25 protein-coding genes are annotated in these 22,782 nt (G+C 60.4%); 7 read left to right on the forward strand and 18 right to left on the reverse strand.

Going from position 1 to position 22,782, the window contains the following annotated elements; genetic code table 11:
- A partial coding sequence (locus GSQ82_RS17100) for a GntR family transcriptional regulator (protein WP_158793384.1) occupies nucleotides 1-769 on the reverse strand: 769 nt, incomplete at its 3' end.
- Nucleotides 770-955: 186 nt separating this feature from the next.
- Nucleotides 956-1,381, reverse strand: a complete 426-nt coding sequence (locus tag GSQ82_RS17105) for a hypothetical protein (RefSeq protein ID WP_158793385.1) — start codon at nucleotides 1,379-1,381, stop codon at nucleotides 956-958.
- Nucleotides 1,382-1,883: 502 nt separating this feature from the next.
- Between GSQ82_RS17105 and rplU the strand changes: the two genes are divergently transcribed.
- Nucleotides 1,884-2,219 (forward strand): 50S ribosomal protein L21, encoded by a 336-nt coding sequence (rplU, locus tag GSQ82_RS17110; RefSeq protein WP_158793386.1) that lies wholly within the window; start codon nucleotides 1,884-1,886, stop codon nucleotides 2,217-2,219.
- Between the two features lie 74 nt (nucleotides 2,220-2,293).
- Entirely contained in the window at nucleotides 2,294-2,569 is a 276-nt protein-coding gene (rpmA, locus tag GSQ82_RS17115) for a 50S ribosomal protein L27 (protein WP_158793387.1), read from the forward strand.
- Nucleotides 2,570-2,900: 331 nt separating this feature from the next.
- Here the strand turns inward: rpmA and GSQ82_RS17120 are convergent, their stop codons facing one another.
- Nucleotides 2,901-3,326 (reverse strand): zinc-ribbon domain containing protein, encoded by a 426-nt coding sequence (locus GSQ82_RS17120; protein ID WP_158793388.1) that lies wholly within the window; start codon nucleotides 3,324-3,326, stop codon nucleotides 2,901-2,903.
- Nucleotides 3,327-3,600: 274 nt separating this feature from the next.
- Nucleotides 3,601-3,798 carry a 30S ribosomal protein S21 gene (gene rpsU / locus GSQ82_RS17125; RefSeq protein ID WP_014267628.1) on the reverse strand — a complete coding sequence of 66 codons (198 nt, stop codon included), beginning with the start codon at nucleotides 3,796-3,798 and terminating at the stop codon, nucleotides 3,601-3,603.
- A gap of 108 nt (nucleotides 3,799-3,906) precedes the next feature.
- Here rpsU and GSQ82_RS17130 point away from each other — a divergent pair, with 108 nt between their 5' ends.
- The 3 genes from GSQ82_RS17130 (at nucleotide 3,907) to aspS (ending at nucleotide 7,955) form a co-directional block, all read left to right on the forward strand.
- Nucleotides 3,907-4,416, forward strand: coding sequence for a gamma carbonic anhydrase family protein (locus tag GSQ82_RS17130; protein ID WP_158793389.1), 510 nt, complete (start codon nucleotides 3,907-3,909; stop codon nucleotides 4,414-4,416).
- 326 nt (nucleotides 4,417-4,742) lie between these two features.
- Complete coding sequence (hisS, locus tag GSQ82_RS17135; protein ID WP_158793390.1) at nucleotides 4,743-6,035, forward strand: histidine--tRNA ligase; 1,293 nt, start codon at nucleotides 4,743-4,745, stop codon at nucleotides 6,033-6,035.
- Between the two features lie 48 nt (nucleotides 6,036-6,083).
- Nucleotides 6,084-7,955, forward strand: coding sequence for an aspartate--tRNA ligase (gene aspS / locus GSQ82_RS17140; protein ID WP_158793391.1), 1,872 nt, complete (start codon nucleotides 6,084-6,086; stop codon nucleotides 7,953-7,955).
- A 208-nt stretch (nucleotides 7,956-8,163) separates the two neighbouring features.
- Here the strand turns inward: aspS and GSQ82_RS17145 are convergent, their stop codons facing one another.
- From GSQ82_RS17145 to GSQ82_RS17170, 6 genes are all read right to left on the reverse strand, one after another.
- Nucleotides 8,164-8,601, reverse strand: coding sequence for a hypothetical protein (locus tag GSQ82_RS17145; protein ID WP_158793392.1), 438 nt, complete (start codon nucleotides 8,599-8,601; stop codon nucleotides 8,164-8,166).
- A gap of 279 nt (nucleotides 8,602-8,880) precedes the next feature.
- A complete protein-coding gene (lepB, locus tag GSQ82_RS17150) occupies nucleotides 8,881-9,663 on the reverse strand; it encodes a signal peptidase I (RefSeq protein WP_158793393.1) in 783 nt (260 codons plus the stop codon).
- Nucleotides 9,664-9,839: 176 nt separating this feature from the next.
- A complete protein-coding gene (locus tag GSQ82_RS17155) occupies nucleotides 9,840-10,790 on the reverse strand; it encodes an aldo/keto reductase (RefSeq protein ID WP_158793394.1) in 951 nt (316 codons plus the stop codon).
- Between the two features lie 7 nt (nucleotides 10,791-10,797).
- The gene (locus tag GSQ82_RS17160) at nucleotides 10,798-11,370 is read right to left on the reverse strand and encodes a hypothetical protein (protein ID WP_158793395.1); all 573 of its coding nucleotides are present in this window, start codon (nucleotides 11,368-11,370) and stop codon (nucleotides 10,798-10,800) included.
- A gap of 183 nt (nucleotides 11,371-11,553) precedes the next feature.
- Complete coding sequence (locus GSQ82_RS17165; RefSeq protein ID WP_158793396.1) at nucleotides 11,554-12,381, reverse strand: rhomboid family intramembrane serine protease; 828 nt, start codon at nucleotides 12,379-12,381, stop codon at nucleotides 11,554-11,556.
- A gap of 243 nt (nucleotides 12,382-12,624) precedes the next feature.
- Nucleotides 12,625-14,211, reverse strand: a complete 1,587-nt coding sequence (locus GSQ82_RS17170; protein WP_254061703.1) for a M28 family metallopeptidase — start codon at nucleotides 14,209-14,211, stop codon at nucleotides 12,625-12,627.
- Between the two features lie 168 nt (nucleotides 14,212-14,379).
- On the opposite strand from GSQ82_RS17170, the gene GSQ82_RS17175 reads away from it, so the two are divergent.
- Together GSQ82_RS17175 and GSQ82_RS17180 are read left to right on the forward strand one after the other, a co-directional pair.
- Nucleotides 14,380-14,580: a hypothetical protein gene (locus GSQ82_RS17175; protein WP_158793397.1), complete on the forward strand. Its 201-nt coding sequence runs from the start codon at nucleotides 14,380-14,382 to the stop codon at nucleotides 14,578-14,580.
- 101 nt (nucleotides 14,581-14,681) lie between these two features.
- The gene (locus GSQ82_RS17180; protein WP_254061704.1) at nucleotides 14,682-15,005 is read left to right on the forward strand and encodes a carboxypeptidase-like regulatory domain-containing protein; all 324 of its coding nucleotides are present in this window, start codon (nucleotides 14,682-14,684) and stop codon (nucleotides 15,003-15,005) included.
- A gap of 69 nt (nucleotides 15,006-15,074) precedes the next feature.
- Here GSQ82_RS17180 and GSQ82_RS17185 read toward each other — a convergent pair whose 3' ends face one another.
- From GSQ82_RS17185 to GSQ82_RS17220, 8 genes are all read right to left on the reverse strand, one after another.
- Nucleotides 15,075-15,551 (reverse strand): bacterioferritin, encoded by a 477-nt coding sequence (locus GSQ82_RS17185; protein ID WP_158793399.1) that lies wholly within the window; start codon nucleotides 15,549-15,551, stop codon nucleotides 15,075-15,077.
- Nucleotides 15,552-15,735: 184 nt separating this feature from the next.
- On the reverse strand, nucleotides 15,736-16,791 hold the full coding sequence (locus tag GSQ82_RS17190) for an alkene reductase (RefSeq protein WP_158793400.1): 1,056 nt from the start codon (nucleotides 16,789-16,791) through the stop codon (nucleotides 15,736-15,738).
- Between the two features lie 112 nt (nucleotides 16,792-16,903).
- Nucleotides 16,904-18,340, reverse strand: a complete 1,437-nt coding sequence (locus GSQ82_RS17195; RefSeq protein WP_158793401.1) for a M20/M25/M40 family metallo-hydrolase — start codon at nucleotides 18,338-18,340, stop codon at nucleotides 16,904-16,906.
- 254 nt (nucleotides 18,341-18,594) lie between these two features.
- Complete coding sequence (gene galU / locus GSQ82_RS17200) at nucleotides 18,595-19,473, reverse strand: UTP--glucose-1-phosphate uridylyltransferase GalU (protein WP_158793402.1); 879 nt, start codon at nucleotides 19,471-19,473, stop codon at nucleotides 18,595-18,597.
- 130 nt (nucleotides 19,474-19,603) lie between these two features.
- Nucleotides 19,604-19,936 (reverse strand): HigA family addiction module antitoxin, encoded by a 333-nt coding sequence (locus GSQ82_RS17205; RefSeq protein ID WP_158793403.1) that lies wholly within the window; start codon nucleotides 19,934-19,936, stop codon nucleotides 19,604-19,606.
- 92 nt (nucleotides 19,937-20,028) lie between these two features.
- On the reverse strand, nucleotides 20,029-20,319 hold the full coding sequence (locus GSQ82_RS17210) for a type II toxin-antitoxin system RelE/ParE family toxin (protein ID WP_158793404.1): 291 nt from the start codon (nucleotides 20,317-20,319) through the stop codon (nucleotides 20,029-20,031).
- A gap of 40 nt (nucleotides 20,320-20,359) precedes the next feature.
- Entirely contained in the window at nucleotides 20,360-22,303 is a 1,944-nt protein-coding gene (locus GSQ82_RS17215) for a DUF885 domain-containing protein (protein ID WP_254061706.1), read from the reverse strand.
- Nucleotides 22,230-22,742, reverse strand: coding sequence for a cupin domain-containing protein (locus GSQ82_RS17220; protein WP_158793405.1), 513 nt, complete (start codon nucleotides 22,740-22,742; stop codon nucleotides 22,230-22,232). Before GSQ82_RS17220 ends, GSQ82_RS17215 begins: the two co-directional genes overlap by 74 nt.
- Nucleotides 22,743-22,782 lie beyond the last annotated feature (40 nt).

Raw genomic sequence — 22,782 nt, forward strand, 5'->3', positions numbered from 1 at the left:
TCGTCGTAGTTGGGACGCGTATAGAAGCCTTATACCGATCTCCACGATACCGCGAACACGCCACCTCAATCGGCGTCTCCTCCGTCGTCATAATCGTGCGCGAGATCGACAGTATGCTCGCCTTCTTCGGAATCGTCAGCAACTCCGACTCCTCCGCCGTCGCCGGCAGTGCCTCGATCACCTCATCCGCCCAGCCCACCCGCACGCCAAAGCTCTCGCGCAGCACAAAGTAGAGCGACTGCTTCGTAAAGTTGATCTTCTCCAGCCCCGGAAACTGCCGCAGCGGAATATGCGACTCCTCCAGCGCCATCGGAATCCCATCCGCAAGCCGCAGCCTTCGCAGCCGCATCACCGTCTCATCGCCCCCCACCCGCAGCTTCTCCGCCAGCTCCTCGGTCGCCTTCACCACCGTCTGCTCCAGCAGCTTCGAGCTCGGCACCATACCCAGATGCTTCATATCCTCGGTAAAGCCGCGCAGATGCATGATGTTCTTCTCCAGCTTCGGCCGCGTCACAAACGTCCCACGACCCTTCTGGCTGATCGCAAATCCGCTCGTCTTCAACCCATGCAGCGCCTGCCGCGCCGTCATCCGGCTCACCTGGTACACCCGTGCCAGCTCCTCCTCCGAGGCCAGCGGATCGCCCGTCGACAGCTCGCCCGAGTGGATCTTCTCCATCAGCGCTCGCTGAATCTGGTAGTACAGCGGAATGAATCCACTCTTATCCAAAGGACGCACAGCCGAAACAGGTGAAACCTCAGACTTTTGCATCTCTCTCCCGCCGCACACTCTCAACAGCCACAACCAGAAACTTAAGCAGTCAACGTCCCTCGCTCATCTCAAGCAGCCAACATCCATTGTTCATGCCGATCCTCCACGCTCTCATCTCCAGCGAAGATCCGCTCAACAAAGACGCCTCCGCCCCGTGATATACGGAATGAAACTCCCTCATAATTTTTAGTCGCATCCCGGGAGGTTGTCTATACGTCGGTCGCTGTCGTTGCGGTTTCCTTTGTTTATTCTTTTGTCTACCCTTTCGCTCGTCATCCCCGAAGGGGATCTGCGTTTGCCGTTGTTGTTGTCGCTGCGGTTGTCGTTGTCGCTGCCGTTGTTGTTGCGGTTGCCATTGCCGTTGTCGCTGCGGTTGCCGTTGTTTGTTCTTTTGGTTGTCATCCCGTAGGGATCTGCTGATGCTCTTGCCGTTGTCGCTGCTTTTGCACTTGCTGTTGCCTCTGAGATAGAGCGAGGCTTCAGCCTCGCGTCTAAAGTCGCCGCGTAGGCGGCCTCCTCTCTGCCGAAGGCCTGAGCGAAAGGCGAAGCCGAAGCGACCAAATTATCGCCTTTGCCGTTGCCTGTTCTCCCGGAAGAGCCAAAACCTGTCAACCCCCAAACCACCATAACTCACATGCCTTCAACAACATCCACCGTGCTTACCAGTTACCCCCAAACCCCTATACTGGATATAGAACTAAAAAAAGAAAGCCACCACCACCCCAAAATCTTTCCCCTTTAGAAACAAATATTTACCCGTAACCCCAATGCTGACTGATATTTACGAACACTGATTTTCGCATCTAATTGAAATGAAGACACTTAGGACACCCTACCCCCAGGGGGAGGGGTACCCCCTGAGCATCTATAACCACAGCCGTTGACCCAGCCCCCGGAACGCGATACACTCACTAAGTTTGGCGTTGCAGCTCCTGTGTCTTTATCTCAAGGGTTGCAGGGACGACAGGCTCAGCCCGGCGGTCATTTTTCTTCGAAAGACTGCGATGGTTTGGCCAGTTCGCTTCAGTGCAGTGCTTCTGTATGCGCCCCATGCAGCACAATCTATTTGAAGGAAGCGGTCAGCGCTCCATCGCGCTACGCTTGAGGTTTAGCTATGTACGCAGTCATTCGCACCGGTGGTAAACAGTATCTGGTCTCGCCCGGCGAGCAGTTGAAGATTGAGACGACCACCACTGAGAACGGCAAGCTCGAGTTCTCCGACATCCTCGCCGTCAGCGGCGAAGCGGGTAAGTTCGAGTCCGATCTCACCGGCGCCAAGGTCCTCGCATCCGTCGTCGGCGAAGGCCGCGGCGAGAAGATCCTCGTCTTCAAGCTCAAGCGCAAGAAGCAGTACAAGAAGATGCAGGGTCACCGCCAGAACTTCGTCGAGGTCAAGATCAACGAGATCCTCGTCAACGGCAAGAGCTTCAAGGAAGAAGCAGCTAAGTAAGCTTCTACAGAGTTTAGATTTTCAGATCCAGTGAGCGCTCAGGCCCTTGAGGGCAGCGCGAAAGAGGCAATCGAATGGCACATAAAAAAGGTTTAGGTTCTTCTAAAAACGGACGCGACTCAAACGCCCAGCGGCTCGGAGTCAAGGTATTCGGTGGTCAAACCATCCTCGGCGGCGGCATCATCGTCCGTCAGCGTGGAACCCCGCTCAAGCCCGGCGCAAACGTCGGCCGCGGTAAGGACGACACCCTCTTCGCCAAGGTCAACGGCATCGTCCGCTTCCAGGACAAGGGCCAGCACGGCCGCTTCGTCAACGTGGACCCGGCTGAACTGACCTCTGTTCCCGTCTAACTCACCACAAATCATCATCGAAAGAGCGCCAACGGCCACGTTGGCGCTCTTTGCTGTTTGGAAGACAATGTCCTGCCGGACGGGCCGCTTACTCAGCGGGAGGTCACTTCGTGACGTGTATACCGGTCACGCGGCTACAGGCTGCAAAGGTCCTCCCGTTGGTCGGAATCATCATCGCCGAGCATCGCGAGGCCCCAAGAAGATGATCCTGCCACGACAAGGTATACCCGTCACGAAGTGACCTCCCCACGAGCAGTGGGCCCGTCCGGCAGGACTCATAGATGTCCCTACTCACATTCAACTGTGAGAGCCATCGACACAACTCCGTCAATTAGGCCAACGGAGCGGCAGCAGCAGCGGCCATCAGCTCCGCACTCGGAGCCGCACGCTCGCCGGAACCGCCTGTAACCATCTCTGCCGTAGCAGCGGCGGTAACCAGCGCTCCAGTCGTAGGCGCACGCTTCACCTTGAAGCACTGCCGGCAAAGCACTGGACGCCCTTGAGTCGGCTTGAACGGCACCGTCGTCTCAATACCGCACTCAGAGCACTCCGTGCGAGTCTCTGTGCGCGACAGACCCGCCGCTGCCGGCCCCGTGGCTGTCTTCAGCCCAACGCCGGCCCGTTTGGACTTGCAGGGCTTACAACGCTTCGGGTCATTCTTGAATTGTTTGTCGAAGAAAAATAGCTGTTCGCCGGCGGTAAAGATAAACTCGCCGCCGCAATCTGCACATGTTAAGAGCCGATCCAGAAATTCCATGCCGCTTCTCCCGTCCTGCGGAAAGGTAGACACTCATCGGACCTGAAGAGACACCCGTCGAGCGGTCAACCTTTGCTGGTGATCGTTGCTTCTGAGATTTTGAAGGGGCCCGAGACCGCGTGTATGCGGGAACTTCTGTATGCCAGTCATGCGAACTAAGACAAGTTCCATCTGCTGGGGCCATCCGATGGCGGGAGTCCATCTCTGGCGGTTAAGGCGGCCGTCTCACGTAAGACTTCGAGTGAGACGGCCTGCCAAAGTTGTAGAGCGGAGATTAGTCCTGCTCCTTACGCACCTTCTTGCGATTGCGCTTACGTGCAAGCGCTTCCTTCACGCGCTTCTTTTCACCTGGTTTCAGATAAAAAGAGTGACGCTTGACTTCCTTGATAATGTCTTCGGTCTGCACTTTGCGCTTGAAGCGCCGCAGAGCATTCTCAAGGGGTTCGCCTTCCTGTACTCGAACCTCAGCCAAGAAAAATACACCTCCAAACAGTCCCAATCGGGATACATCTAGAATACGCCCGTTCCAAACGAAAATGCGATAAATCGTTGGTAACCGTCCGGCGTAGAATCATATTCTATGATTCGGACTTACCAAGGCATTACTCCTGTCGTTCCGGAGACCTGCTACATCGATCCCTCCGCTCAGGTGATCGGAGACGTCGTCCTGGGAGAACAGGCCAGCGTTTGGATGAACGCGGTCGTGCGGGGTGATGTGAACTCCATCCGCATCGGCGCAAAGAGCAACGTGCAGGATTGCGCGGTTTTGCACGGCATGCGCCACCTCTATCCGGTGATCGTGGGAGAGATGGTCACGATCGGCCATAACGCGACCGTACATGGATGTGTGCTTGAGGACGCAGTATTAGTGGGCATTGGAGCAACTGTTTTGAACAATGCTCGGATCGGTGAGGGGTCGATTATTGCAGCGGGCGCGGTGATTCCAGAGCAGATGGTTGTTCCGCCCAACTCCCTGGTAGCAGGTGTGCCTGGCAGGGTGCGACGTACGCTGGGTGATGCGGACCGTGCCCTCATCCTGAAATATGCCCAGAATTATCTGGACTATACGGCGATCTATCTCGCGGAGTAACGTCTGGCGGTCTCAAGCTGTACCCCCCAACCCTACTTTTTTGCGCAAAGTATTCATTAATATTGATTTAGGTTTGGAGTTTAGACGCGGTGTCGACCTTGAAGTAGCTTCAGTCAGACTTAGGCCTCGTGTCTAGGACCAAGTCTTGTCAAATTCTTTCATCAATTCAATGGGTAGTTGAGCTCAACCTCCGTAGAGCTTCGTATGGCAGTCGGTGCAAATGCTAACTCTCTTTTTTGCTCCGGTTTGTGGGAGATCGATGGCTAGCGCGACGGGCATAAAGGCTTGACGGCAGCGTTTTCGTCCCGGTTGTTACACTGAGGGTGATGGCCACTTTGAGAGCAGTACGCGGAACGAGGGATCTTTTGCCTCCGGAGACCACGCTTTGGAATTTTGTGGAAGCGACGGCACGGGCCGTCTTTGCGCGGTATGGATTTGGGGAGATTCGGACGCCGATCTTCGAGGACACGGCACTCTTTGCACGCGGTGTGGGCGAGGAGACCGATATCGTCTCCAAGGAGATGTATACGTGGGAGGATCGTGCGCGGGCCGATAGTGACCGGGCGCAGAGTCTTACGTTGCGGCCGGAGAATACGGCTGGTGTGGTTCGGGCTTACATTGAGCACAAGCTGGGCGACTCCGGGATGCTGCAGAAGTTGTTCTACATCGGGCCTCAGTTCCGGCGCGAGCGTCCTCAGCGTGGGCGATATCGGCAGTTCTGGCAGATCGGGGCGGAAGTGCTTGGACCGGCCTGGTCGGGCGCGGATAGTGCGCTGCGCGATGCGGAGGTGCTGGAGATGCTCTCGACCTTCCTCAACGACTTGGGCGTGAAGGGCTGGAAGCTGGAGGTGAACTCGGTTGGTTCGTCGACCGATCGGCCGAAGTACATTGCTGCGTTGCGCGAGGCTTTGGCTCCAGTGAAGCACAGCATGAGCGAAGACAATCAGAGGCGTGCGGAGACGAATCCACTACGTGTGCTGGACTCGAAGGATGCTGGCGATCAAGAGATCATCAACGGTCTGCCGAAGATCGCGGACTTCCTGGATGATGCGAGCAAGGAGCACTTTGCGCAGGTGCTTGCGGCGCTCGATGCTTGCGGTGTTGCTTATACGGTGAATCCGAGGCTAGTTCGCGGTCTGGACTACTACACGCGAACGACGTTCGAGTTCACGGTTCCGGATGGAAGCGGTTTGGGGACGCAGAATGCGTTGCTCGGCGGCGGAAGATACGACGGATTGTCGGAGATGCTTGGCGGTCCGAAGGCTCCCGGAATCGGGTTTGCCATCGGCGAGGATCGGCTGATCCTGACGCTGCAGGCTCAGGCTGAAGCGGTTGTGGAGCGGAAGCTGGACGCGTTCGTGGCTCCGATGGGAGTTGCGCAGAACGCAGCGGCGCTTCGTTTGGCGCAGGAGTTGCGGAGCGCAGGACTTGCGGTTGAGGTTGGCGATGGAGGATTCCGGCTGAAGAAGTCCTTCGAGGTTGCCGATAAGCTGGCTCGACGCATGGTGATTGTGGGCGAAGATGAGGTTTCGTCGGGTATTCTGACGGTGAAAGACTTTAGCGCAGGCGAACAGACCAAGGTAGCGCGAGCGGATCTAGCGGATGCGCTGCGCCGTTGAGCTTTGGCAGTTGGTCATGCAACATCGAAATTTGAAAGTGAATCAATCATGCTGGATTTCTTAGGTAGTCTGCAGCGGACACAGATGTGTGGCGCGCTTGGCGTGGAGCAGGACGGTCAGGACGTGGTTCTGATGGGTTGGGTGAACCGTCGGCGGGATCATGGGAATCTGATCTTTCTCGATGTGCGGGACCGCACGGGGATCACGCAGGTGGTGCTGGACAAAGAGGTCTCGGGCGAGGCGCATGCGAAGGCTGAGGCGGCGCGTTCGGAGTACGTTGTCGCGGTGAAGGGCAGGGTGCGTCGGCGCGGTGCGGGGCTCGACAACCCGAACATGGCGACGGGACAGATTGAGGTGGTCGCGAGTGAGCTGCTGCTGCTGAACGAGTCGAAGACGCCTCCGTTCTCGCCTGCCGAAGACGCGATTGCGAACGAAGAGGTTCGGCTGAAGTATCGCTATCTGGATCTGCGTCGTCCGCAGATGCAGCATAACTTCGAGCTGCGCAGCAAGGTGGCGATGGCGATTCGAAACTATCTTGTGGACCAGGGATTTCTGGAGATTGAGACTCCTTTCATGACGCGGTCTACGCCTGAGGGAGCGCGCGACTACCTGGTGCCGAGCCGGGTGCATGCGGGGCACTTCTATGCGCTGCCGCAGTCGCCGCAGATCTTCAAGCAGATCCTGATGATCTCGGGATTCGATAAGTACTTCCAGATTGCGCGTTGCTTCCGCGATGAAGACCTGAGAGCGGATCGGCAGCCGGAGTTTACCCAGATCGATCTGGAGATGTCGTTTCCACGGCAGGAGATGGTGTTCCGCGTGGTGGAAGGGTTTCTTACGGCGGCGTTCGCTACGGCGGGCATCTCGTTGACGACTCCTTTCGTGCAGATGACGTATGACGAGGCGATCAAGAACTACGGGATCGACAAGCCGGATATGCGGCTGCCAGCGATGGTCGATTTGACCGACGAGCTGACGCCGGAGCTGCGCGAGACGTTGAAGATTGAGAAGGCGCTGCCGGTGCTTGGGTTTGTGATTCCTGAGGCTGGTACGTTGAGCGGCACCCAGAAGCGCGGGTTGGTGGATGAGATTCGTCTGGCGTTTGGCGACTGCGGTCTCGACTTTCTGGATGTGGCTCGGTTGAAGACGAACGCTGCTTTCGCTCCGCTGGCGGAGACGATTGAGCGCAAGGTAAGTGCGGCTGCGGCGGATCTGATCGTGGTGACTACGCCGAAGCTGGGAATTTCGGAGAAGCATTCCAAGGGCGAACTTTATGGCGAGTTGAAATACGCCCCAAATTGGTTCAGCGACCGATTGGAGATAGCGATCTACAAGCGGGTTGGTGCGTTGCGGTTGCAGCTTGCGGCGAAGTTCGCGGATAAGCATGGGCGGTTTGTGAAGACGGGGACGGAGGCTGATTTCAAGTTTCTCTGGGTCACCGACTTTCCGATGTACGAGTGGGACGAGGAGACGAAGGTGTGGAACGCGGCGCACCATCCGTTTACGTCTCCGCATGAAGAGGACATCAAGGCCGGGCGGCTGACCAGCGACAAGGGCGCAGTGCGGGCGCTGGCGTACGACATTGTGCTGAATGGAACGGAGCTTGGTTCGGGCTCAATTCGTATTCACCGGCAGGATGTGCAGGCGGAGATCTTCCGTTCGCTGGGCATGTCGGATGAAGAGGCCAAGGAGAGGTTCGGCTTCTTTCTGGATGCGCTGGAGTATGGCACGCCTCCTCATGGCGGGATTGCGCTGGGGCTGGACCGGATTGTGATGATCCTTGCCGGTGCGACGAGTCTGCGTGAGGTGATTGCGTTCCCGAAGACGGCGAAGGCGATCGACTTGATGGTGGATGCGCCGAGTGTGCCGACAGAGCAGCAGATGAAGGAGCTGCATCTGAAGACGGTTACTCGGAGCTGAAAGACTTTGTCCTGCCGGACGGCCCACTGCTCGTGGGGAGGTCACTTCGTGACTTGTATACCCCTTTGGGTGGCCCTCCCGTTGGTCGGGAATAAAGATGATTCCGACCAGCGGGAGGACCTTATGTGCTGTGCTGCCACGGTAAGGTATACGCGTCACGAAGTGACCTCCCGCTGAGTAAGCGGCCCGTCCGGCAGGACTATATCTTCTAGTCAGCTTTTTCGTAGCGATCGTATATTTCGATTACTGAGCCGAGTTCCGCGAGGTCGAGCCCGTCGGGCGTGGATTCTACCGAGCGGACGACGTCGGGGGTGTCGGGCGCGATGTTGAGCCGGGCGGCGTTGCTGGAGGCAAGCTGGAGGCCGTAGAGGAGCGTTGCCGCACGCTTCGGGTCGATGCGGTTGGCTGCGAGCGCGTTGATGACGACGGAGAGGGCGAACTGGACGGATTCGCGGTCTTCGATGGCGCAGAGCTCGAGGTCGCGGCCGATGTTGAAGTAGGGCCGGGTGGCCTCGTTGGGACGGTAGTTGATTTGGCGGGCGTGAAGACGGGTGTGGAAGTAGCAGAAGGGTGCGTCGGTAAGGGCGACAGCGCGGCACTGGAGGCCGTTGGTCTTGATGTGGCGGCAGACTGGAAGCTCGTACATGGTCTTGCTCCTTTGGGGGTACCCCTCCCCCTGGGGGGTGGGTGGTTAAAAGTTGAATGATTGCAATGAGATAGCGAAAATGGGTCTCGCTAAATATTTGCAATCATGGGGGTTACGGGTAAATATTTGTTTCTAAAAGAGAAAGCCCCGGCTGGTGGCCAGGGCTTTCTCTTTTTCAGCTCTATATCCAGTATATGGGCTGGAGGGGAACTAGTACGTAAGGTGGATCTTGTTGATTGGGATGGGGTTAGGGGGTTTTGGGGGTTGACAGGTTTTTGGCTAGTGGATGGGATGGAAGGTTCGTCGCCAGCGAGTGTCGGTGAGGAGGTGGGTGAGCTGATGGAGGGCGAAGGCGGTTTGCTCGGCGAGGGTGGTTTTGTACATCTGGTCGTCGGGGGTGACGAAGGACCAGTAGACGAAGAGGGGGCGGACGATGAGGTTGGCGCGGTTGACGAAGCCCCAGTAGCGGCCATCGAGGCTGTTGGTGCGGTTGTCGCCCATGACGAAGTAGCTGTCGGGTGGGACGACGAGGTCTTCGCCGTGGATGTGGGTGGGGAGTTCGAGCGACCACTGGGCTGTGACGTTGGGGCGGTTGAGGGGGGAGATGGCGGGGAAGTCGTCGCGGTAGGGGTCGTAGTTGGCGAAGGTGGGCTTGGCGGTCTGGGGCTCGTTCTGGGCGACGCCGTTGAGGTAGACGATGCCGTTGCGGAGGTGGATGCGATCTCCGGGGATGCCGACGACGCGCTTGACGAGGATGGATTCGGTGCCGTCTGGCTCGAGGACGGGCTTGTAGAAGACGACGGGTTCGCCGCGCTGGAGCTCGCGATAGGGGATGAGGCGTGGGCCGGAGGTGGGTGGCGCGAGGGTGGCGCGGTCGACGAGAACGTGGTCGCCGACGAGCAGGGTGCTGGCCATGGATCCGGAGGGGATGACGAAGTTTTGAAAGACGAAGGTGAGTGCGAAGAGAGCGAGGATGACGGTGCTGCAGAGGGAGGCGACGGATTGGAGGCGGGTTTCGGTTTCAGGCTGCGTGGTCTGTGGCTGCGTCGATGGGGATGTCATCGTTCCCTCTTTCCGCCTGGTGAAGGAGCGCGGTGATGGAAGGGTATCGCAGGATGGGGATTGGGGCTAGTTGAGTGTGCGATGCTGGGCCGCTTTCATGGTGGCCAGCGGTGAGTTCGGTTTGCGACTGCCGCAGATTCCCCTAGGGAATGACAGCAAAAGTGACAGCGATTGAGTTAGTAGGCGCTGGCCTGGGTTAGTTTGTCGAGAGCGGCGGAGTCGAGGCGGAGGTCTACGGCGGCGAAGAGGCTTTCGAGCTGATCGGTGGTGGTGGCGGAGGCGATGGGGGCGGTGATGGTGGGTTGGGCGAGGAGCCAGGCGAGGGCGATGGTGGCGGGTTTGGCGTTGGTCTCGGCGGCGACTTCGTGGAGGGCTTTGAGGATCTTTTTGCCGCGGTCGTCGAAGTATTTTTCTACGCGGGTGCCGCGGTTTGCGCCCTTGGTGTCGTCGATGGACTTGTACTTGCCGGTGAGGAAGCCGCTGGCGAGGGAGAAGTAGGGGATGACGCCGAGGTGGAAGCGTTTGGCGACGGGGGCGAGGGTCTGCTCGTAGTCCTGGCGGGTGTGGAGGTTGTACTCTGGCTGGAGGGTCTGGTAGACGGGGAGGTGGTGCTGATTGGCGATCTCGATGGCCTGGGTGAGGCGGCCGGAGGTGTAGTTGGAGGCGCCGATGATGTGGACTTTGCCTTGCTGGATGAGCTGGTGGTAAGCCTCGAGGGTCTCATCGATGGGGGTGGATTCGTCGTCTTTGTGGGACTGGTAGAGGTCGATGTGATCGGTCTGGAGGCGCTTAAGGGAGGCTTCGACGGCCTGGAGGATGTAGCGCTTGCTGAGGCCCTGTTTGCCGTCGCCCATGTCCATGCCGACCTTGGTGGCGAGGACGATCTTGTGGCGCTTGCCGGACTGTTTGAACCACTGGCCGAGGATGGTCTCAGACTCGCCACCGTGGTTGCCGGGGAGCCAGCGGGAGTAGACGTCGGCGGTGTCGATGAAGTTGAAGCCGCGTTCGGTGAAGACGTCGAGGATACGGAAGGAGGTGGGGGCGTCGATGGTCCAGCCGAAGACGTTGCCGCCGAGCATGAGGGGGACGATCTGGATATTGGAGGTGCCGAGTGGTCGGGTCTGCATGTGTGCCTCAATTTGTTGGATGCAGGAAAGGCGCTACGGTCAACTTCCCAAAGACCTGCTTATAGTTTGCGTTCAACACCCCCTCAGCGTCCTCGCATGTAAGGTAAATTTTCTTCTCGCCAGCGAACTCCGGCGCAAAGTCCAGCGCCAGCTGTATGGTCAGATCGTTCCCCGAGACTATCGCGGAGGACTCGCGTGCTATGACGGCGCACTGTGAGTTGCTTACCGTATCTTCTGATCCGGCCTTCGCGGACTGCTTCTCCCACTCTCCGCCCAGATTCGTCGTCACCCGAATTGTGCTTGCTGCGAGCTCATAGTGAACGATGCACTCTTTGGATGACCATCGCGAGTGACCTCCGGGTGTCACATCGCTCGACATCACGGAGATTGTGACGGTCCGGATATGAGCTCCGCCCCTGGGGTCGCGAAAGATCGCCGTCAATCGCTGTACGGCACCGTTCTCCGGTGAGACCGTCAGGGAGATTGGAAGCGAAGAGTCCATTCTTATCGGGGCGGGTCGTTTGCAGCCGCTTATCAACACAATCGAACAGGCAACTGCGGAGAGCATAGGGAGGCGCATCGTCTATCCTTCACCTTCAGGCGAGGCTAAAAGCCAGGCCATACGGTTATATCGGATTCGACTCGGCCAGTTGTCACCGCGGGCCGCGATGCCTTGTGAGAGCAGGAAGCGGTAGAAACGATCGGATTCGCGGCGATTTCGCAGGTGAAAGCGGTTTGCCGGGCTAGTTCGTCCAGTGCTTGGCTAGTTCATCCAGCGTTTGTCGTTGGGGTTCTTGCGGAGCTCGTCTGGGTCGACGTAGCGGCCGTCTTTGTCGAAGTGGACTTCGCGGTTTTGTTTGCGCATGTAGACCTCGAACTTGCGGGCGGCGCGGCGGCGCTTCCAGCGATAGTAGTTGTTGCGGACGCCGAAGTAGCGCTCGGAGAGGCCGAAGGCGAGGCCGCGGCGGGGGGCGAATTTGACGTAGAGGAAGCCGCAGAGTGCGCCGGAGAGCTGGAGGAGCGCGCCGAAGGTGTCGGCCTGTTTGAGCAGGAGCGCGATGGCGATGAGGATGTAGATCGCGACCATGTACTTGGCCTTGATGCGGAGGACGAACCAGAGGAGAAACTCCTGATCGCCGAAGAGCATGCCGATGGCGACCATGAGGCCGAAGATGCCGGACCAGGCTCCGATGGCGACGAGGTCGGGACGGAGGCCGAGGAGGTGGGTGAAGGAGAGTGCGGAGGCGAGGATGGCTCCGCCGATGACGGAGGTGAAGTAGAGTTCGGCGAGCCAGCGGCCACCGAAGGCGGTCTCCAGAAGGGAGCCGGTGAACCAGAGGGTGAGCATGCCGAAGAGGACGCTGAGGAGGCCCTGATCGATGAAGGCGTAGGTGAGGAGTTGCCAGACTTCGCCGTGGGCGACGGCGAGAGGTTCGAGGAGGAGATGGCCGCGGAGGACGGCTTCGAGGACGGGGGCGAGCCAATGGAGGAGGCCGAGGGTGAAGAAGACGGCGATGTTGGCGAGGATGAGCTTGCGCGTGGTGCCTTCGAAGGCGGGGAGACTGAGCGAGATGGGGCCAGAGCGAGGCATGTGAGCTTATTTCATCATAGGCGCAGGGTGGCTGCGTTGGGGATGGGGAAAGATATGTCCTGCCGGACGGGCCTCCTGCACGGAGGGTGGTCACTTCGTGACTTATATACGCCTTCGGGTGGGCCTCCCGTTGGTCGGCTTTAGATTCCGACCAGCGGGAGGAGTATGGTGCTCGTGCTGCCACGGCAAGGTATACGCGTCACGAAGTGACCTCTCGCCGAGTAGGCGGCCCGTCCGGCAGGACTATTGGGTGACCGCTTTTGGCGCTGGGCGAGGGCCGCGTTCGGGGGTGGGCAGGACGGCGGTGCTGCGGTGGCCGGCTGGGTCGACGGAGCGGACGGCGAGGACTACGTTGTCCTTCGAGACAGCCAGCTTGAGGCTGTGGGCTGCACCGGCGGAGGCGAACATGGTCCAGGTGGGTTGATCGGAGGGACGCCAGACGACCTCGTAGGTGGCGTTGGCGGGGGCGCCGGCGGGTGGGTCCCAGGTGAGCTCGGAGTTATTGTCGAGGCCGGAGGTGAGGATGTGGACGTTCTGCGGGACGCCGGGTGCGGAGGCGAGGGTGGCGAGGGTCGCGGAGTTGAGGCGGGTGACGTTGGCGACGTAGTGGAAGTCGACGAACTGGAGGAGGTCGCCGTACTGGATGCCGTTTTCTACGCGGACGTCCTGATGTTGATGGTTGAAGTTTTCAGCCCACTCGGTGAAGCGGACGGCGGCGAAGCCCTGCTGGTTGAAGCTGGTGTGGTCACCGCCGCGGAGGAAGCGGTCGCGGCGGAAGATGAGGACGGGATGGAAGGCGGGAACCATGTGCATGGCCATGCTGTGCGGACGGCCTGCGGGGGTGTTGGCGGAGAGGCGCTGGGAGGTGGGCTGGAAGTAGGTAGAGGAGACGTCGGCTACGGTGCGGGCGAGTTCGCGCGAGGGGGAGTCGCCTTCGGCGCCGAGGTTCTGGATGGCGCGGATCTGGTCGGGGGTGGCGTTGGCGGGGACGCCTTCGGAGAAGACGCGGACGGCGGTCTTGTCGGCGATGTTGGGTGCGGTGTCGTTGCCGGGGGTGGTGTCGCCGCCGACGATGTCGTTGTTGAGGACGGCTTCGAGCTGCCAGTTTTCTGACTTGGCGAGTTTGGCGAGGTGAGCGCTGCCGTTGAGGCCTTGTTCTTCTCCGGCGACGGCGACGAAGACGATGGTGCTGGGGAGTTTGAGGGCGCTGAGGACGCGTGCGGATTCGAGGGAGACGGCTACGCCGCTGGCATCGTCGTTGGCTCCGGGGGCGGGGTCGTGGGTGTTGGCGTTGAGGGTGTTGCGGGAGTCGTAGTGGCCGGTGACGAGGACCATGCGGGCGGCCTGGGCGGGGTCGGTGCCGCGGAGGATGGCGTAGACGTTGGTGATTTTGGTGGGCTTGGTGATGCGGGCGTTGGGTGCGGTGCCGGCGGGTTCGATGAAGTCGTCGCGTTTGACTTCGAGGCAGTTGTTGCAGGCGGCGGAGTAGCGTTTGAACTCGGACTCGATCCAGTCGGCGGCGGCGCTGACTCCGGTGTTGGGAGCGAGGTCGGTGTCCATGCTGGAGAGGGTGCTGCGATTGTTGAAGGAGACGAGCTTTTCGATGGTGGCGTGGATGTGGTCGGCGGAGACCTGCTGGATGGCGGCGGCGATGGCAGGGTCGACGGGCGCGGGGGCGATGGGCTGGCCGGTAGGAAGAGGCTGCTGGGAGTGCAGGTTAGACGGCAGGAGGATGAGGGAGAGAAGCGCGGCGGTGGAGGCGAGGCGGTTGAGACGGGCGTGGAGGTTGGGAAGGGCAGGGTGGCGCGGGGCGGGGGTGCGGTCGTTCACGATTGGGACTCCTTCTTGGGGAACCTTGAGGATGTGTGCATCGTATGCTTGACGAATGGGCGGGATGGCCGCTAAATAAAAGCGGGGGTATTCGCGACTGTCAGTCCTGCAATTTTATAGGCGGCGGTCTTGTTGGCGGATAACGAACCGAATACTGGAGGATGGATCATGGCTGTTGTATGTCCGGAGTGCGATAACCCGATTGTTGTGGACGCCGATGAGGTGGAAGAAGGCGAGTCTGTGCAGTGCGATGAGTGCGGCGCGGATCTTGAGATCGTATCGGTCGACCCACTGGAGCTTGCTGCGGTGGACGAGGGTGGATACGATGACGAGGATCTTGGGCATGGGGTTGTAGACGAAGAAGAGTAGCTGAAAGATTCCGCAGAGGGAGCCGTATACTGAAAGTTATGAGGCATACAGGTCTTTCGCTACATTCTTTTGCAGGCAGGGTGGTCCTTGGCTCGTGTGTGATGTCGGCTGTGTGGATGGCTGCGCCCGGTGGTGTGGGTGCGGAGCAGCAGCGTGGGCCGACGCAACGGATTGTGCAGGGAAAGGTGATGGGTGCGAGCGGCGCGGTGAATGGCGCAGTGGTGTACCTGAAGGACGACCATAGCCTTGCGGTGAAGAGCTACATCACCGACAGCGATGGCGGGTACAGGTTCGGGCAGCTTGCGCAGAGCACGGACTATGAACTGTGGGCGGAGAGCAACGGAAAGAAGAGCGCGGTGAAGACGATCAGCTCTTTCGATAGTAAGAACCAGTTTTATATCAACTTGAAGATCGACTCGAAGTAGGGTCTGCTTCGCAAAAAAGATGGCGCTGGATCTTGCGATCCGAGCGCCATCTTTTTGTTGGGGGAGGGATTAGTCGGCGATGCCTGGGTTGGGCGGGTCGATGCCGAGCGCGGTGGCGAGAGCGATGAGGTGGTCCTGCTCCTGCATGAGGATCTCGCGGATGGATTCGCCGATGGAGAACTCGTTGAGTTCGTCGCACTGACGGACGCGGCGGCGGTACTGGGCGATGGTCTCGCGCTCGTTGTCGAGGTCGAAGCGGAGCATGTCCTCGTTCTTCTCGGAGGTCTTGACGGGCTTGGGGGTGACGGAGGGCATGCCGCCGAGGTAGTCGATGTGGTTGGCGAGGGCGAGGGCGTGGGCGAGCTCTTCGGTGGCGTGAACGGCGAGCTCGTCGGCGATGTTCATGTACTGGGCTCCCTTGAGGACCTGGGAGTAGTTGACGTAGGCGATGATGGCCTGATATTCGCGGGAGAGATCTTCGTTGAGGAGGTCGATGAGTTTTTCGCGGGTGATCGCGGTCTTCGGTGCGCTTGCATTTTCGGACATGTATTCTCCAGTGCTTTCTGCGGTCTTGTGTTTGAGATGCAGTAAAGCTGGATGGAGTTTGTGGGGCGGGTTTTCGGGCCGAAGAGGTGGCCTGCCAGCCGGGCCCTCTGCTCGTGGGGAGGTCACTTCGTGACTTTTGTATCCCTTTGGGTGGGGCTCCCGTTGGTCGCTTGGGGATTTGCCGCTAGGTTTGCAGGGAGGGGTAGTCGGTGTAGCCGGTGGTGCCCTGGGCGTAGAAGGTGGTGGACTCGGGGCGGTTGAGGGGTGCGTGTTTGGCGAAGCGGATGGGCAGGTCGGGGTTGGCGATGAAGAGTTTTCCGAAGGCTACGGCGTCGGCTTTGCCCTGGTCGAGGAGCTGCTGGCCGGTGGCCTGGTCGATGGCCTCGTTGGCGACGAAGATGCCGCCGAAGGCTTGCTTGAGGGTGGGGCCGAGGGAGTCGGGAGCGACGTGTTCGCGGGCGGCGATGAAGGCCAGTTTGCGCTTGCCGAGTTCGCGGGCGAGGTAGGTGAAGGTGGCGGCGGGGTTGGAGTCGGAGATGCCGTGTTCGTCGCTGCGGGGGGCGAGGTGCAGGCCGACGCGGCCGGGGCCGAAGACGGAGATGGCAGCTTCGGCGCACTCGAGGTGGAGGCGTGCTCGGTTTTCGATGGGTCCGCCGTACTCGTCGGTGCGGTGGTTGGAGCCGTCCTGAAGGAACTGGTCGAGGAGGTAGCCGTTGGCTCCGTGGAGCTCGACGCCGTCGAAGCCTGCAAGCTGGGCGTTCTGGGCGCCGCGGCGGAAGGCTTCGATGATGCCTTTGACTTCGCTGAGCTCGAGGGCGCGTGGCGTTGGATAGGCGCGCTGCGGACGCAGGAGGCTGACGTTGCCGGTGGCGGCGATGGCGGAGGGGGCGACGGGGAGCTGGCCGTTGAGGAACTCGGGGTCGGAGATGCGGCCGACGTGCCAGATCTGGGCGAAGATGCGGCCTCCAGCGTTGTGGATGGCGGCGGTGATGGGCTTCCAGGCTTCGGTCTGTTCGGCGGACCAGAGGCCGGGGACGTTGGCGTAGCCTACGCCGAGGGGGTCGATGGGGATGCCTTCGGAGATGATGAGGCCGGCGGAGGCGCGCTGGGTGTAGTACTCGGCCATGATGGGCGTGGGGACGTGGTTGGGGGTGCCGCGCAGGCGAGTGAGGGGAGCCATGAAGACGCGGTTGGGAAGGTGAAGATCGCCCAGTTGAATGGGGTCGAGAAGGTTCGGCATGCTGCTCCTTGGTGCTGCTTCGAGATTGGATGTGGAGGGGTTAGGAAGGATGCGGATGTGCCGGACGGGATCAGGACGGGATCAGAAGGGGGAGGTGATGATCCGGATGTTGCTAGTGGGCTCCGGTCATGGCTTTGAGGTAGAGGTAGGCGAACTGAACTCCGGCGTAGTAGGAGTCGATGCCGAGGCGTTCGTCGCGGCCGTGGGCACGCTCGTCTCCATCTTCGATGGCCATGCCGGAGAATCCGTAGCTGGGGATGCCGGCGGCCATGGTGTAGATGCTGTCGGAGGCCCCGGTTTCCATCTCGGGCAGGATGGTGAGGCCGGGCCACATGATGTTGGCTGTCTCGCGGAGGGGCTTGAAGACGGCTTCGTTGAGGGGCGGCGGCGGTGCGGCGGCGCGGTCGGAGCCTTTGCCGAGTTCTATACCCGCGTTGGAGGTGTAGGAGACGGTGAGGGTGGGGTCGGCGAAGATGCGGATGAGATCCTGGCGGACTTCTTCCTGCGAGTGGCCGGGGAGGATGCGGCAGTTGATGTTGGCCTGGGCGCGGCCGGGGAGGGCGTTGGGTGCGTGTCCGGCGGAGACCATGGTGGCGACGCAGGTGGTGCGGACGGTGGCGTTGTAGATGGGTTTGGCGGAGAGGCGCTGGATGGCGGCGGGATCAGGGGGTGTCTTGAGGATGGCGTGGATGTCGTTGGCTTCGTCGCTGGAGACGAGGGTGGCGCGGGTGGTGAGTTCGGCGCGGGTGACTTCGTTGAGCTCGAAGGGGAATGGGGATCTTTCGAGGCGAGCGAGGGCGTCGGCCAGGCGGTAGATGGCGTTGTCCGGGGTAGGGAGAGAGCTGTGGCCGCCGGGGTTGGTGGCGGTGACGTGGTAGTCGGCGTAGAGCTTTTCGGTGGCTTCGACGCCGAGGAGGATGGGCTTGCCGTTTTTTGTGGTGAGGCCGCCGGAGTCGGGATTGAGGGCGAACTCGGCGTTGATGAGGTCGGGATGGTTTTTCAGGAGCCAGTCGACTCCGTTGGATTTGCCGCCTTCTTCGTCGGCGGTGAGTGCGAGGATGAGGTCGCGGTCGGGGACGTAGGCTTCGCGCTTCATGCGGATGAAGGCGGTGACCATGGCGGCGTCGGAGTCTTTCATGTCCTGGGTGCCGCGGCCATAGAAGAAGCCGTCCTTTTCGGTGAAGACGAATGGGTCGGTGGTCCAGTCATCGCGTTTGGCTTCGACGACGTCGGTGTGGCAGATGATGAGGACGGGTTTGAGCGTGCTGCCTGCGCGGCCGTGGATACGTGCGACCATGTTGCCCTTGCGCGGGTTGGGGCCGAAGATAACGACGTCTGCGGGGGAGAAGCCGGCGTCGAGGAGGCGCTTGCGCATGGCTTCGGCGACCAGGGTGGTGCTGCCGATAGAGTCGGTGCTGTTGATCTCGATGAGCTGCTTGAAGACGTCGTGGGCCAGCTGGCGGTTTGCAGGATCGAGCGTGGTCTGCTGCGCGTGAAGATTGGGTGCGACGAGCATCGCCGCGAGGATGCAGCTAGTCTTGAGCTTCATGCTTGCTCCTGGAGTGGGTCTGACCCCTATCGTTGCACAGGTTTGGAGGATATGTCCTGCCGGACGGGCCCGCTGCTCGCGGGGAGGTCACTTCGTGACTTGTATACCCCTTCGGTTGGCCCTCCCGTTGGTCGGGAGCAATCATGATTCCGACCAGCGGGAGGACCTTAGGTGATGATCCTGCACGACAAGGTATACGAGTCACTAAGTGACCTCCCGCTGAGTAAGCGGCCCGTCCGGCAGGACATTGTCTTTTAGAGCGGGAAGGACTTGAGCCATGTGCGGAAGTCGGCGCCTAGTTGTGGGTGCTTGAGGGCGAACTCGACGGTGGCGCGGAGGAAGCCTTGTTTGTCGCCGGCGTCGTGGCGCTTGCCTTCGTAGCTGAAGCCGTAGACCTTTTCGTGCTGGAGGAGGGCCTTGATGCCGTCGGTGAGCTGGAGCTCGCCGCCTGCGCCGGGGGTGATGTGTTCGAGCATATCGAAGATGCGCGGGGTGAGGATGTATCGGCCGATGATGGCGTTCTGGCTGGGAGCCTCGGAGGGCTTGGGCTTTTCGACCATGTTTCTGACGGCGAGGAGGCGCGGATTTTTGGGGTCGGGGGTGCAGTCGAGGCAGCCGTAGTTCTGGATGGCGTCGCCTTGGACGACCTCGGAGCCGAGGATGCTGGATTGGGTCTCGTTGAAGGCTTCGACCATCTGCTTCATGCAGGGGGTGGAGGCGTCGACGATGTCGTCGGGGAGGAGGACGGCGAAGGGTTCGTTGCCGACGAGCTCTTTGGCCATGAGGACGGCGTGACCGAGGCCGAGGGGTTCGGCCTGGCGGGTGTAGGTGATCTTGGCGAGCTTGGAGACGGAGCGTGCGACCTCGAGGAGGGCGGTCTTGTTCTTGGCGGCGAGGGAGGCTTCGAGCTCGGGGCTGCGGTCGAAGTGGTCTTCCATGGTGGTCTTGCCGCGTCCGGTGATGATGATGATCTCGGTGCAGCCGGCGGCTACGGCCTCTTCGACGCCGTATTGGATGAGGGGCTTGTCGACGAGGCAGAGCATCTCTTTGGGCGTGGCCTTGGTGGCGGGAAGGAAGCGGGTGCCCATGCCTGCGGCGGGGAAGACGGCTTTGCGGATTTTTTGGGGAGTCATGAGGTCCTTAAGTCGAGCTTGATGTGAGACATGCTAACAGGGCGAGATGAAGGATGGGATAGCACCAAAGAGTGCGGGTGCGTGGTCTCTTTCCAGGTCTTTTGATCGCCTATGAAAGGGAGGGAACAGGCTACGCTGTAAGTGCGGGTTTGAGTCTGGACATGTTTCTTATGGGCTTTGCGCGCTGAATCCGCGATAGACGCTTCGGTGTATTCATGGCTTCCCACAGGTCAGTCCGGCGCTGCGTGTTGAGCCAGAAGTCCGCAGAGTTGCCGAAGACGCGTCCGAGGATTAAAGCTGTATCTGCAGTGACGGCGCGGCGGTTCCGGCAGAGCTCGTTGATGTGCTTTCTTGGCAGCCCTGTTTTTTCCGCCAGTTCAATCTGATTGAGGTTCAGGGGTTCCATGAACTCTTCCGCTAACATCTCCCCTACTGTGACTGGTTTTCTTTTTGTGTTCCACATGAAGGCTCTCCGTCCTGGTATCCAGGCTCGCTTCGTTTTCTCTGCTTCTCTGCGCGATTCAAAGCATTACCGCACAATGCTAAACATGGCTATTACCGGTAAGAGTGGTTGTCCAAGGAAACATAGGTGGCTTTGCCGTCGTTCCATTTGAATATCAGGCGCCATTGGTCGTTTACTCGTATGGAGTGCCAGCCTTCTAATTTACCCTTCAGTCTCTCGAAGTGGTTGCTTGGTGGGACGCGAAGGTCTGCGTCGTTGGTTGCATCGTCGATCAACTGCAGTTTGCGGAATAGCCTCTCTTCCAGGTCGGCTGGAATCTTCTTCGAACGGGTGTCGTTTTCGAAGAAATTTCCCAACCAAGCGTCGCCCCAGCTCATGATCATTATACGGCACTGTACCACATGGCGGTACAGTGCCTCATGACTATACGACGGGGGAGTCGTCGTGGAGCATGGCTTTGCGGATGATCTTGATGGGGACGAAGCCCTGGCGCATGAAGTCGTCGTGGAAGGTCTGGAGGTTGAAGGAGCTGCCTTGTTTTTTCATCATGTCGGCGCGGAGCTTCATGATCTCGAGTTTGCCGAGGGTGTAGTAGAGGTAGGTGGCGTCGGAGGTGCCGCGCTTGGTCTCGACGAGGGCGATGGAGTGGGACTGGTAGCCTTCCTCAACGAAGAACTTGACGGCCTGATCGAAGGTCCACTGGTTGCCTGGTTCTCCCTGGCCGGTGTGGAGCTTGATGGAGTTGACGAAGCGGGCGTCGCGGAGGAGCGCGTCCTGAAGCTGGCCGAGGCGGACGAGTTTGGCCTGGCGGGCGTCGATGGCGGGTGCGCCGGGGGCTTCGCTGCCGGGCTGGCCGTAGCCTGCGTCGAGCATCATCTGTTCGCAGTAGTGCGCCCAGCCTTCGATGTTGGTGTTGGCGCCGAGGATCTGGCGGATCTTGCTGGGGAACTGCGGGGTCCAGAGGAACTGGACGTAGTGGCCGGGATAGGCCTCGTGGACGCTGGTGCTAATGATGGTGCCTACGTTGAAGGCGGCCATGTGTTCGGCGATGTGCTGTGCGGTCCAGTCTTTTTCGGGCAGGGTGACGTTGAAGTAGGCCTTGGTGGAGTGCGTCTCGAAGGGGCCGGGTGGGTCCATGGAGGCCTGCGTGGTGGCGCGCATGAAGGGCGGCGTCTCTTCTAAGGTTGGCTCGACCTTGGAGGGGATGGTGATGATGTGGTGCGCGTTGATGAAGGCGATGAGGCTGGTGAAGGTGTTCTGGAAGGAGCCGAGGAGCTGGTCGGGCGCGGGGTGGATGGTGGCTAGTTCGGCGAGGACTTGTTGTGGGGTCTTGGTGGGATCGACCTCTTTGGCGATGCGGGCGAACTCGGCCTGATTTTTGTGGAGGTCGTCGAAGGCGATCTGGAGGAGACGATCGAGGGGGATGTCGACCATGTCGTCGTAGCTGAGTTTTTTGGCGAAGGCGTCGGCGCCGAACCGGTAGTCGCCGTTGGAGCGTGGGAGAAGGTCGGACTTCATCCATGCGGCGTAGGACTTGAGGGCTTCGATGACGGCGGCGTTGGACTTGGCGAAGGCGGCCTTGGTGTCGGCGTCGGTGGCGGCGTCGGAGCCGGTGAGGAAGGCGGAGGGAACGTCGTTCTGGAAGAAGCTGACGTCGTCGTCGATCTGTTCGAGGGCGATCTCGGTGTAGATCTTCGGGGGATTTTTTAAGTTTTTGCGGGCTTCGAGCAGGGCTTGCGGCATCTGCTTTTCGCGCTCGACGAGAGATTTGAGGCGGATGTCGGTGGAGGCGTAGGGGCGCTCCATGATGACGAAGGCGGAGTTGGTGATGCCGGAGGAGTAGGTGTCGGGATTCTTCTCCGAGGGGCGGATGACTTCGAGGGTGAGGAGCTGGCTGCGGATGTTGTTGAGGAGGACCAGGCGGTCGCCGGCTACGGAAGCATCGAGGGCGGAGGGGTCGATGGCTTCGACTTTTTTCTCGTAGACGTGGAGGGCGGCTATCTCGCGCTGGGTGTCGGCGGCGGAGTAGTCCTCGAGCTGGGGGTCGTACTGGTGGAGGCCGGCGGCTGTGCCGTTGGTGGGGGAGAAGTGGAAGTAGACGTCGGAGAAGTACTGGTGGGCGAGGAAGTCGAAGGTCTGGGGGGCGCCGTCGGCAGAGACGCGCTGGGCGGAGGCTGAGGCAGATGGGAGGAGAAGGCCGAGGAGGAGGGCGTTTGCAGCGAGGTTGTAGAGGCGCATAGGTGTTACGGAAAAGTGTAAAGCATGGAGACGCGCGCAGGGTGGGGCGGCTGCTTTAGTGCGGGCTTGCCGAGGATTGTAGATCTTGTAGGGAGAGAAAGCGTTCGTCGTTACCGGTGGGGCTGACATAGGCGATCTGCTGCGCCGGGGTGTAGGGGATGACGCCGTAGCGGGACATGACGTGGCTGATGCCGGCGAGGTCGGGAGGGCCTTCGGCGCGGAGGACGGCGGCCAGCTCCTGAAAGTACTCGGGACCGACGAGGCCGGGGGTGAGCAGGCACATCATGCGTGCGGCGGAGCTGTGGAGATTGGAGTAGGAGTGGGCGGTGCCGCGGGGGATTTCGAGTATTTGGCCGGGAAGGAGGGTGATGCGACGGTCGTTGATGGTCCAGGTGGTGATGCCGTTTATGCCGAGGATGGTCTCGTCGTAGTCGCGGTGCAGATGGGGGACGTTGAGGAAGGCCTGCGGGGGAACGATGAGCTCGAAGAGATCGAGGGCACCCTGGGTCTCGTGGCGGCTCTTGATGAAGGTGATGCTGAGATTGCCTACTCGGATGGGACGGTGCATGACGTTCCCTCTCTTTTTTCGATCATACGGACTTTGAATG

Source organism: Granulicella sp. L60 (genome assembly GCF_009765825.1).
Classification (GTDB): domain Bacteria; phylum Acidobacteriota; class Terriglobia; order Terriglobales; family Acidobacteriaceae; genus Edaphobacter.

Bases quoted from the DNA above. Each gene is read 5' to 3' on its own strand.
- rplU (WP_158793386.1), top strand. From the start codon at position 1,884: ATGTACGCAGTCATTCGCACCGGTGGTAAACAGTATCTGGTCTCGCCC.
- rpmA (WP_158793387.1), top strand. From the start codon at position 2,294: ATGGCACATAAAAAAGGTTTAGGTTCTTCTAAAAACGGACGCGACTCA.
- GSQ82_RS17120 (WP_158793388.1), bottom strand. From the start codon at position 3,326: ATGGAATTTCTGGATCGGCTCTTAACATGTGCAGATTGCGGCGGCGAG.
- GSQ82_RS17130 (WP_158793389.1), top strand. From the start codon at position 3,907: ATGATTCGGACTTACCAAGGCATTACTCCTGTCGTTCCGGAGACCTGC.
- hisS (WP_158793390.1), top strand. From the start codon at position 4,743: ATGGCCACTTTGAGAGCAGTACGCGGAACGAGGGATCTTTTGCCTCCG.
- aspS (WP_158793391.1), top strand. From the start codon at position 6,084: ATGCTGGATTTCTTAGGTAGTCTGCAGCGGACACAGATGTGTGGCGCG.
- GSQ82_RS17145 (WP_158793392.1), bottom strand. From the start codon at position 8,601: ATGTACGAGCTTCCAGTCTGCCGCCACATCAAGACCAACGGCCTCCAG.
- lepB (WP_158793393.1), bottom strand. From the start codon at position 9,663: ATGACATCCCCATCGACGCAGCCACAGACCACGCAGCCTGAAACCGAA.
- GSQ82_RS17155 (WP_158793394.1), bottom strand. From the start codon at position 10,790: ATGCAGACCCGACCACTCGGCACCTCCAATATCCAGATCGTCCCCCTC.
- GSQ82_RS17160 (WP_158793395.1), bottom strand. From the start codon at position 11,370: ATGCGCCTCCCTATGCTCTCCGCAGTTGCCTGTTCGATTGTGTTGATA.
- GSQ82_RS17165 (WP_158793396.1), bottom strand. From the start codon at position 12,381: ATGCCTCGCTCTGGCCCCATCTCGCTCAGTCTCCCCGCCTTCGAAGGC.
- GSQ82_RS17175 (WP_158793397.1), top strand. From the start codon at position 14,380: ATGGCTGTTGTATGTCCGGAGTGCGATAACCCGATTGTTGTGGACGCC.
- GSQ82_RS17180 (WP_254061704.1), top strand. From the start codon at position 14,682: ATGTCGGCTGTGTGGATGGCTGCGCCCGGTGGTGTGGGTGCGGAGCAG.
- GSQ82_RS17185 (WP_158793399.1), bottom strand. From the start codon at position 15,551: ATGTCCGAAAATGCAAGCGCACCGAAGACCGCGATCACCCGCGAAAAA.
- GSQ82_RS17190 (WP_158793400.1), bottom strand. From the start codon at position 16,791: ATGCCGAACCTTCTCGACCCCATTCAACTGGGCGATCTTCACCTTCCC.
- GSQ82_RS17195 (WP_158793401.1), bottom strand. From the start codon at position 18,340: ATGAAGCTCAAGACTAGCTGCATCCTCGCGGCGATGCTCGTCGCACCC.
- galU (WP_158793402.1), bottom strand. From the start codon at position 19,473: ATGACTCCCCAAAAAATCCGCAAAGCCGTCTTCCCCGCCGCAGGCATG.
- GSQ82_RS17205 (WP_158793403.1), bottom strand. From the start codon at position 19,936: ATGTGGAACACAAAAAGAAAACCAGTCACAGTAGGGGAGATGTTAGCG.
- GSQ82_RS17210 (WP_158793404.1), bottom strand. From the start codon at position 20,319: ATGATCATGAGCTGGGGCGACGCTTGGTTGGGAAATTTCTTCGAAAAC.
- GSQ82_RS17215 (WP_254061706.1), bottom strand. From the start codon at position 22,303: ATGTCAGCCCCACCGGTAACGACGAACGCTTTCTCTCCCTACAAGATC.
- GSQ82_RS17220 (WP_158793405.1), bottom strand. From the start codon at position 22,742: ATGCACCGTCCCATCCGAGTAGGCAATCTCAGCATCACCTTCATCAAG.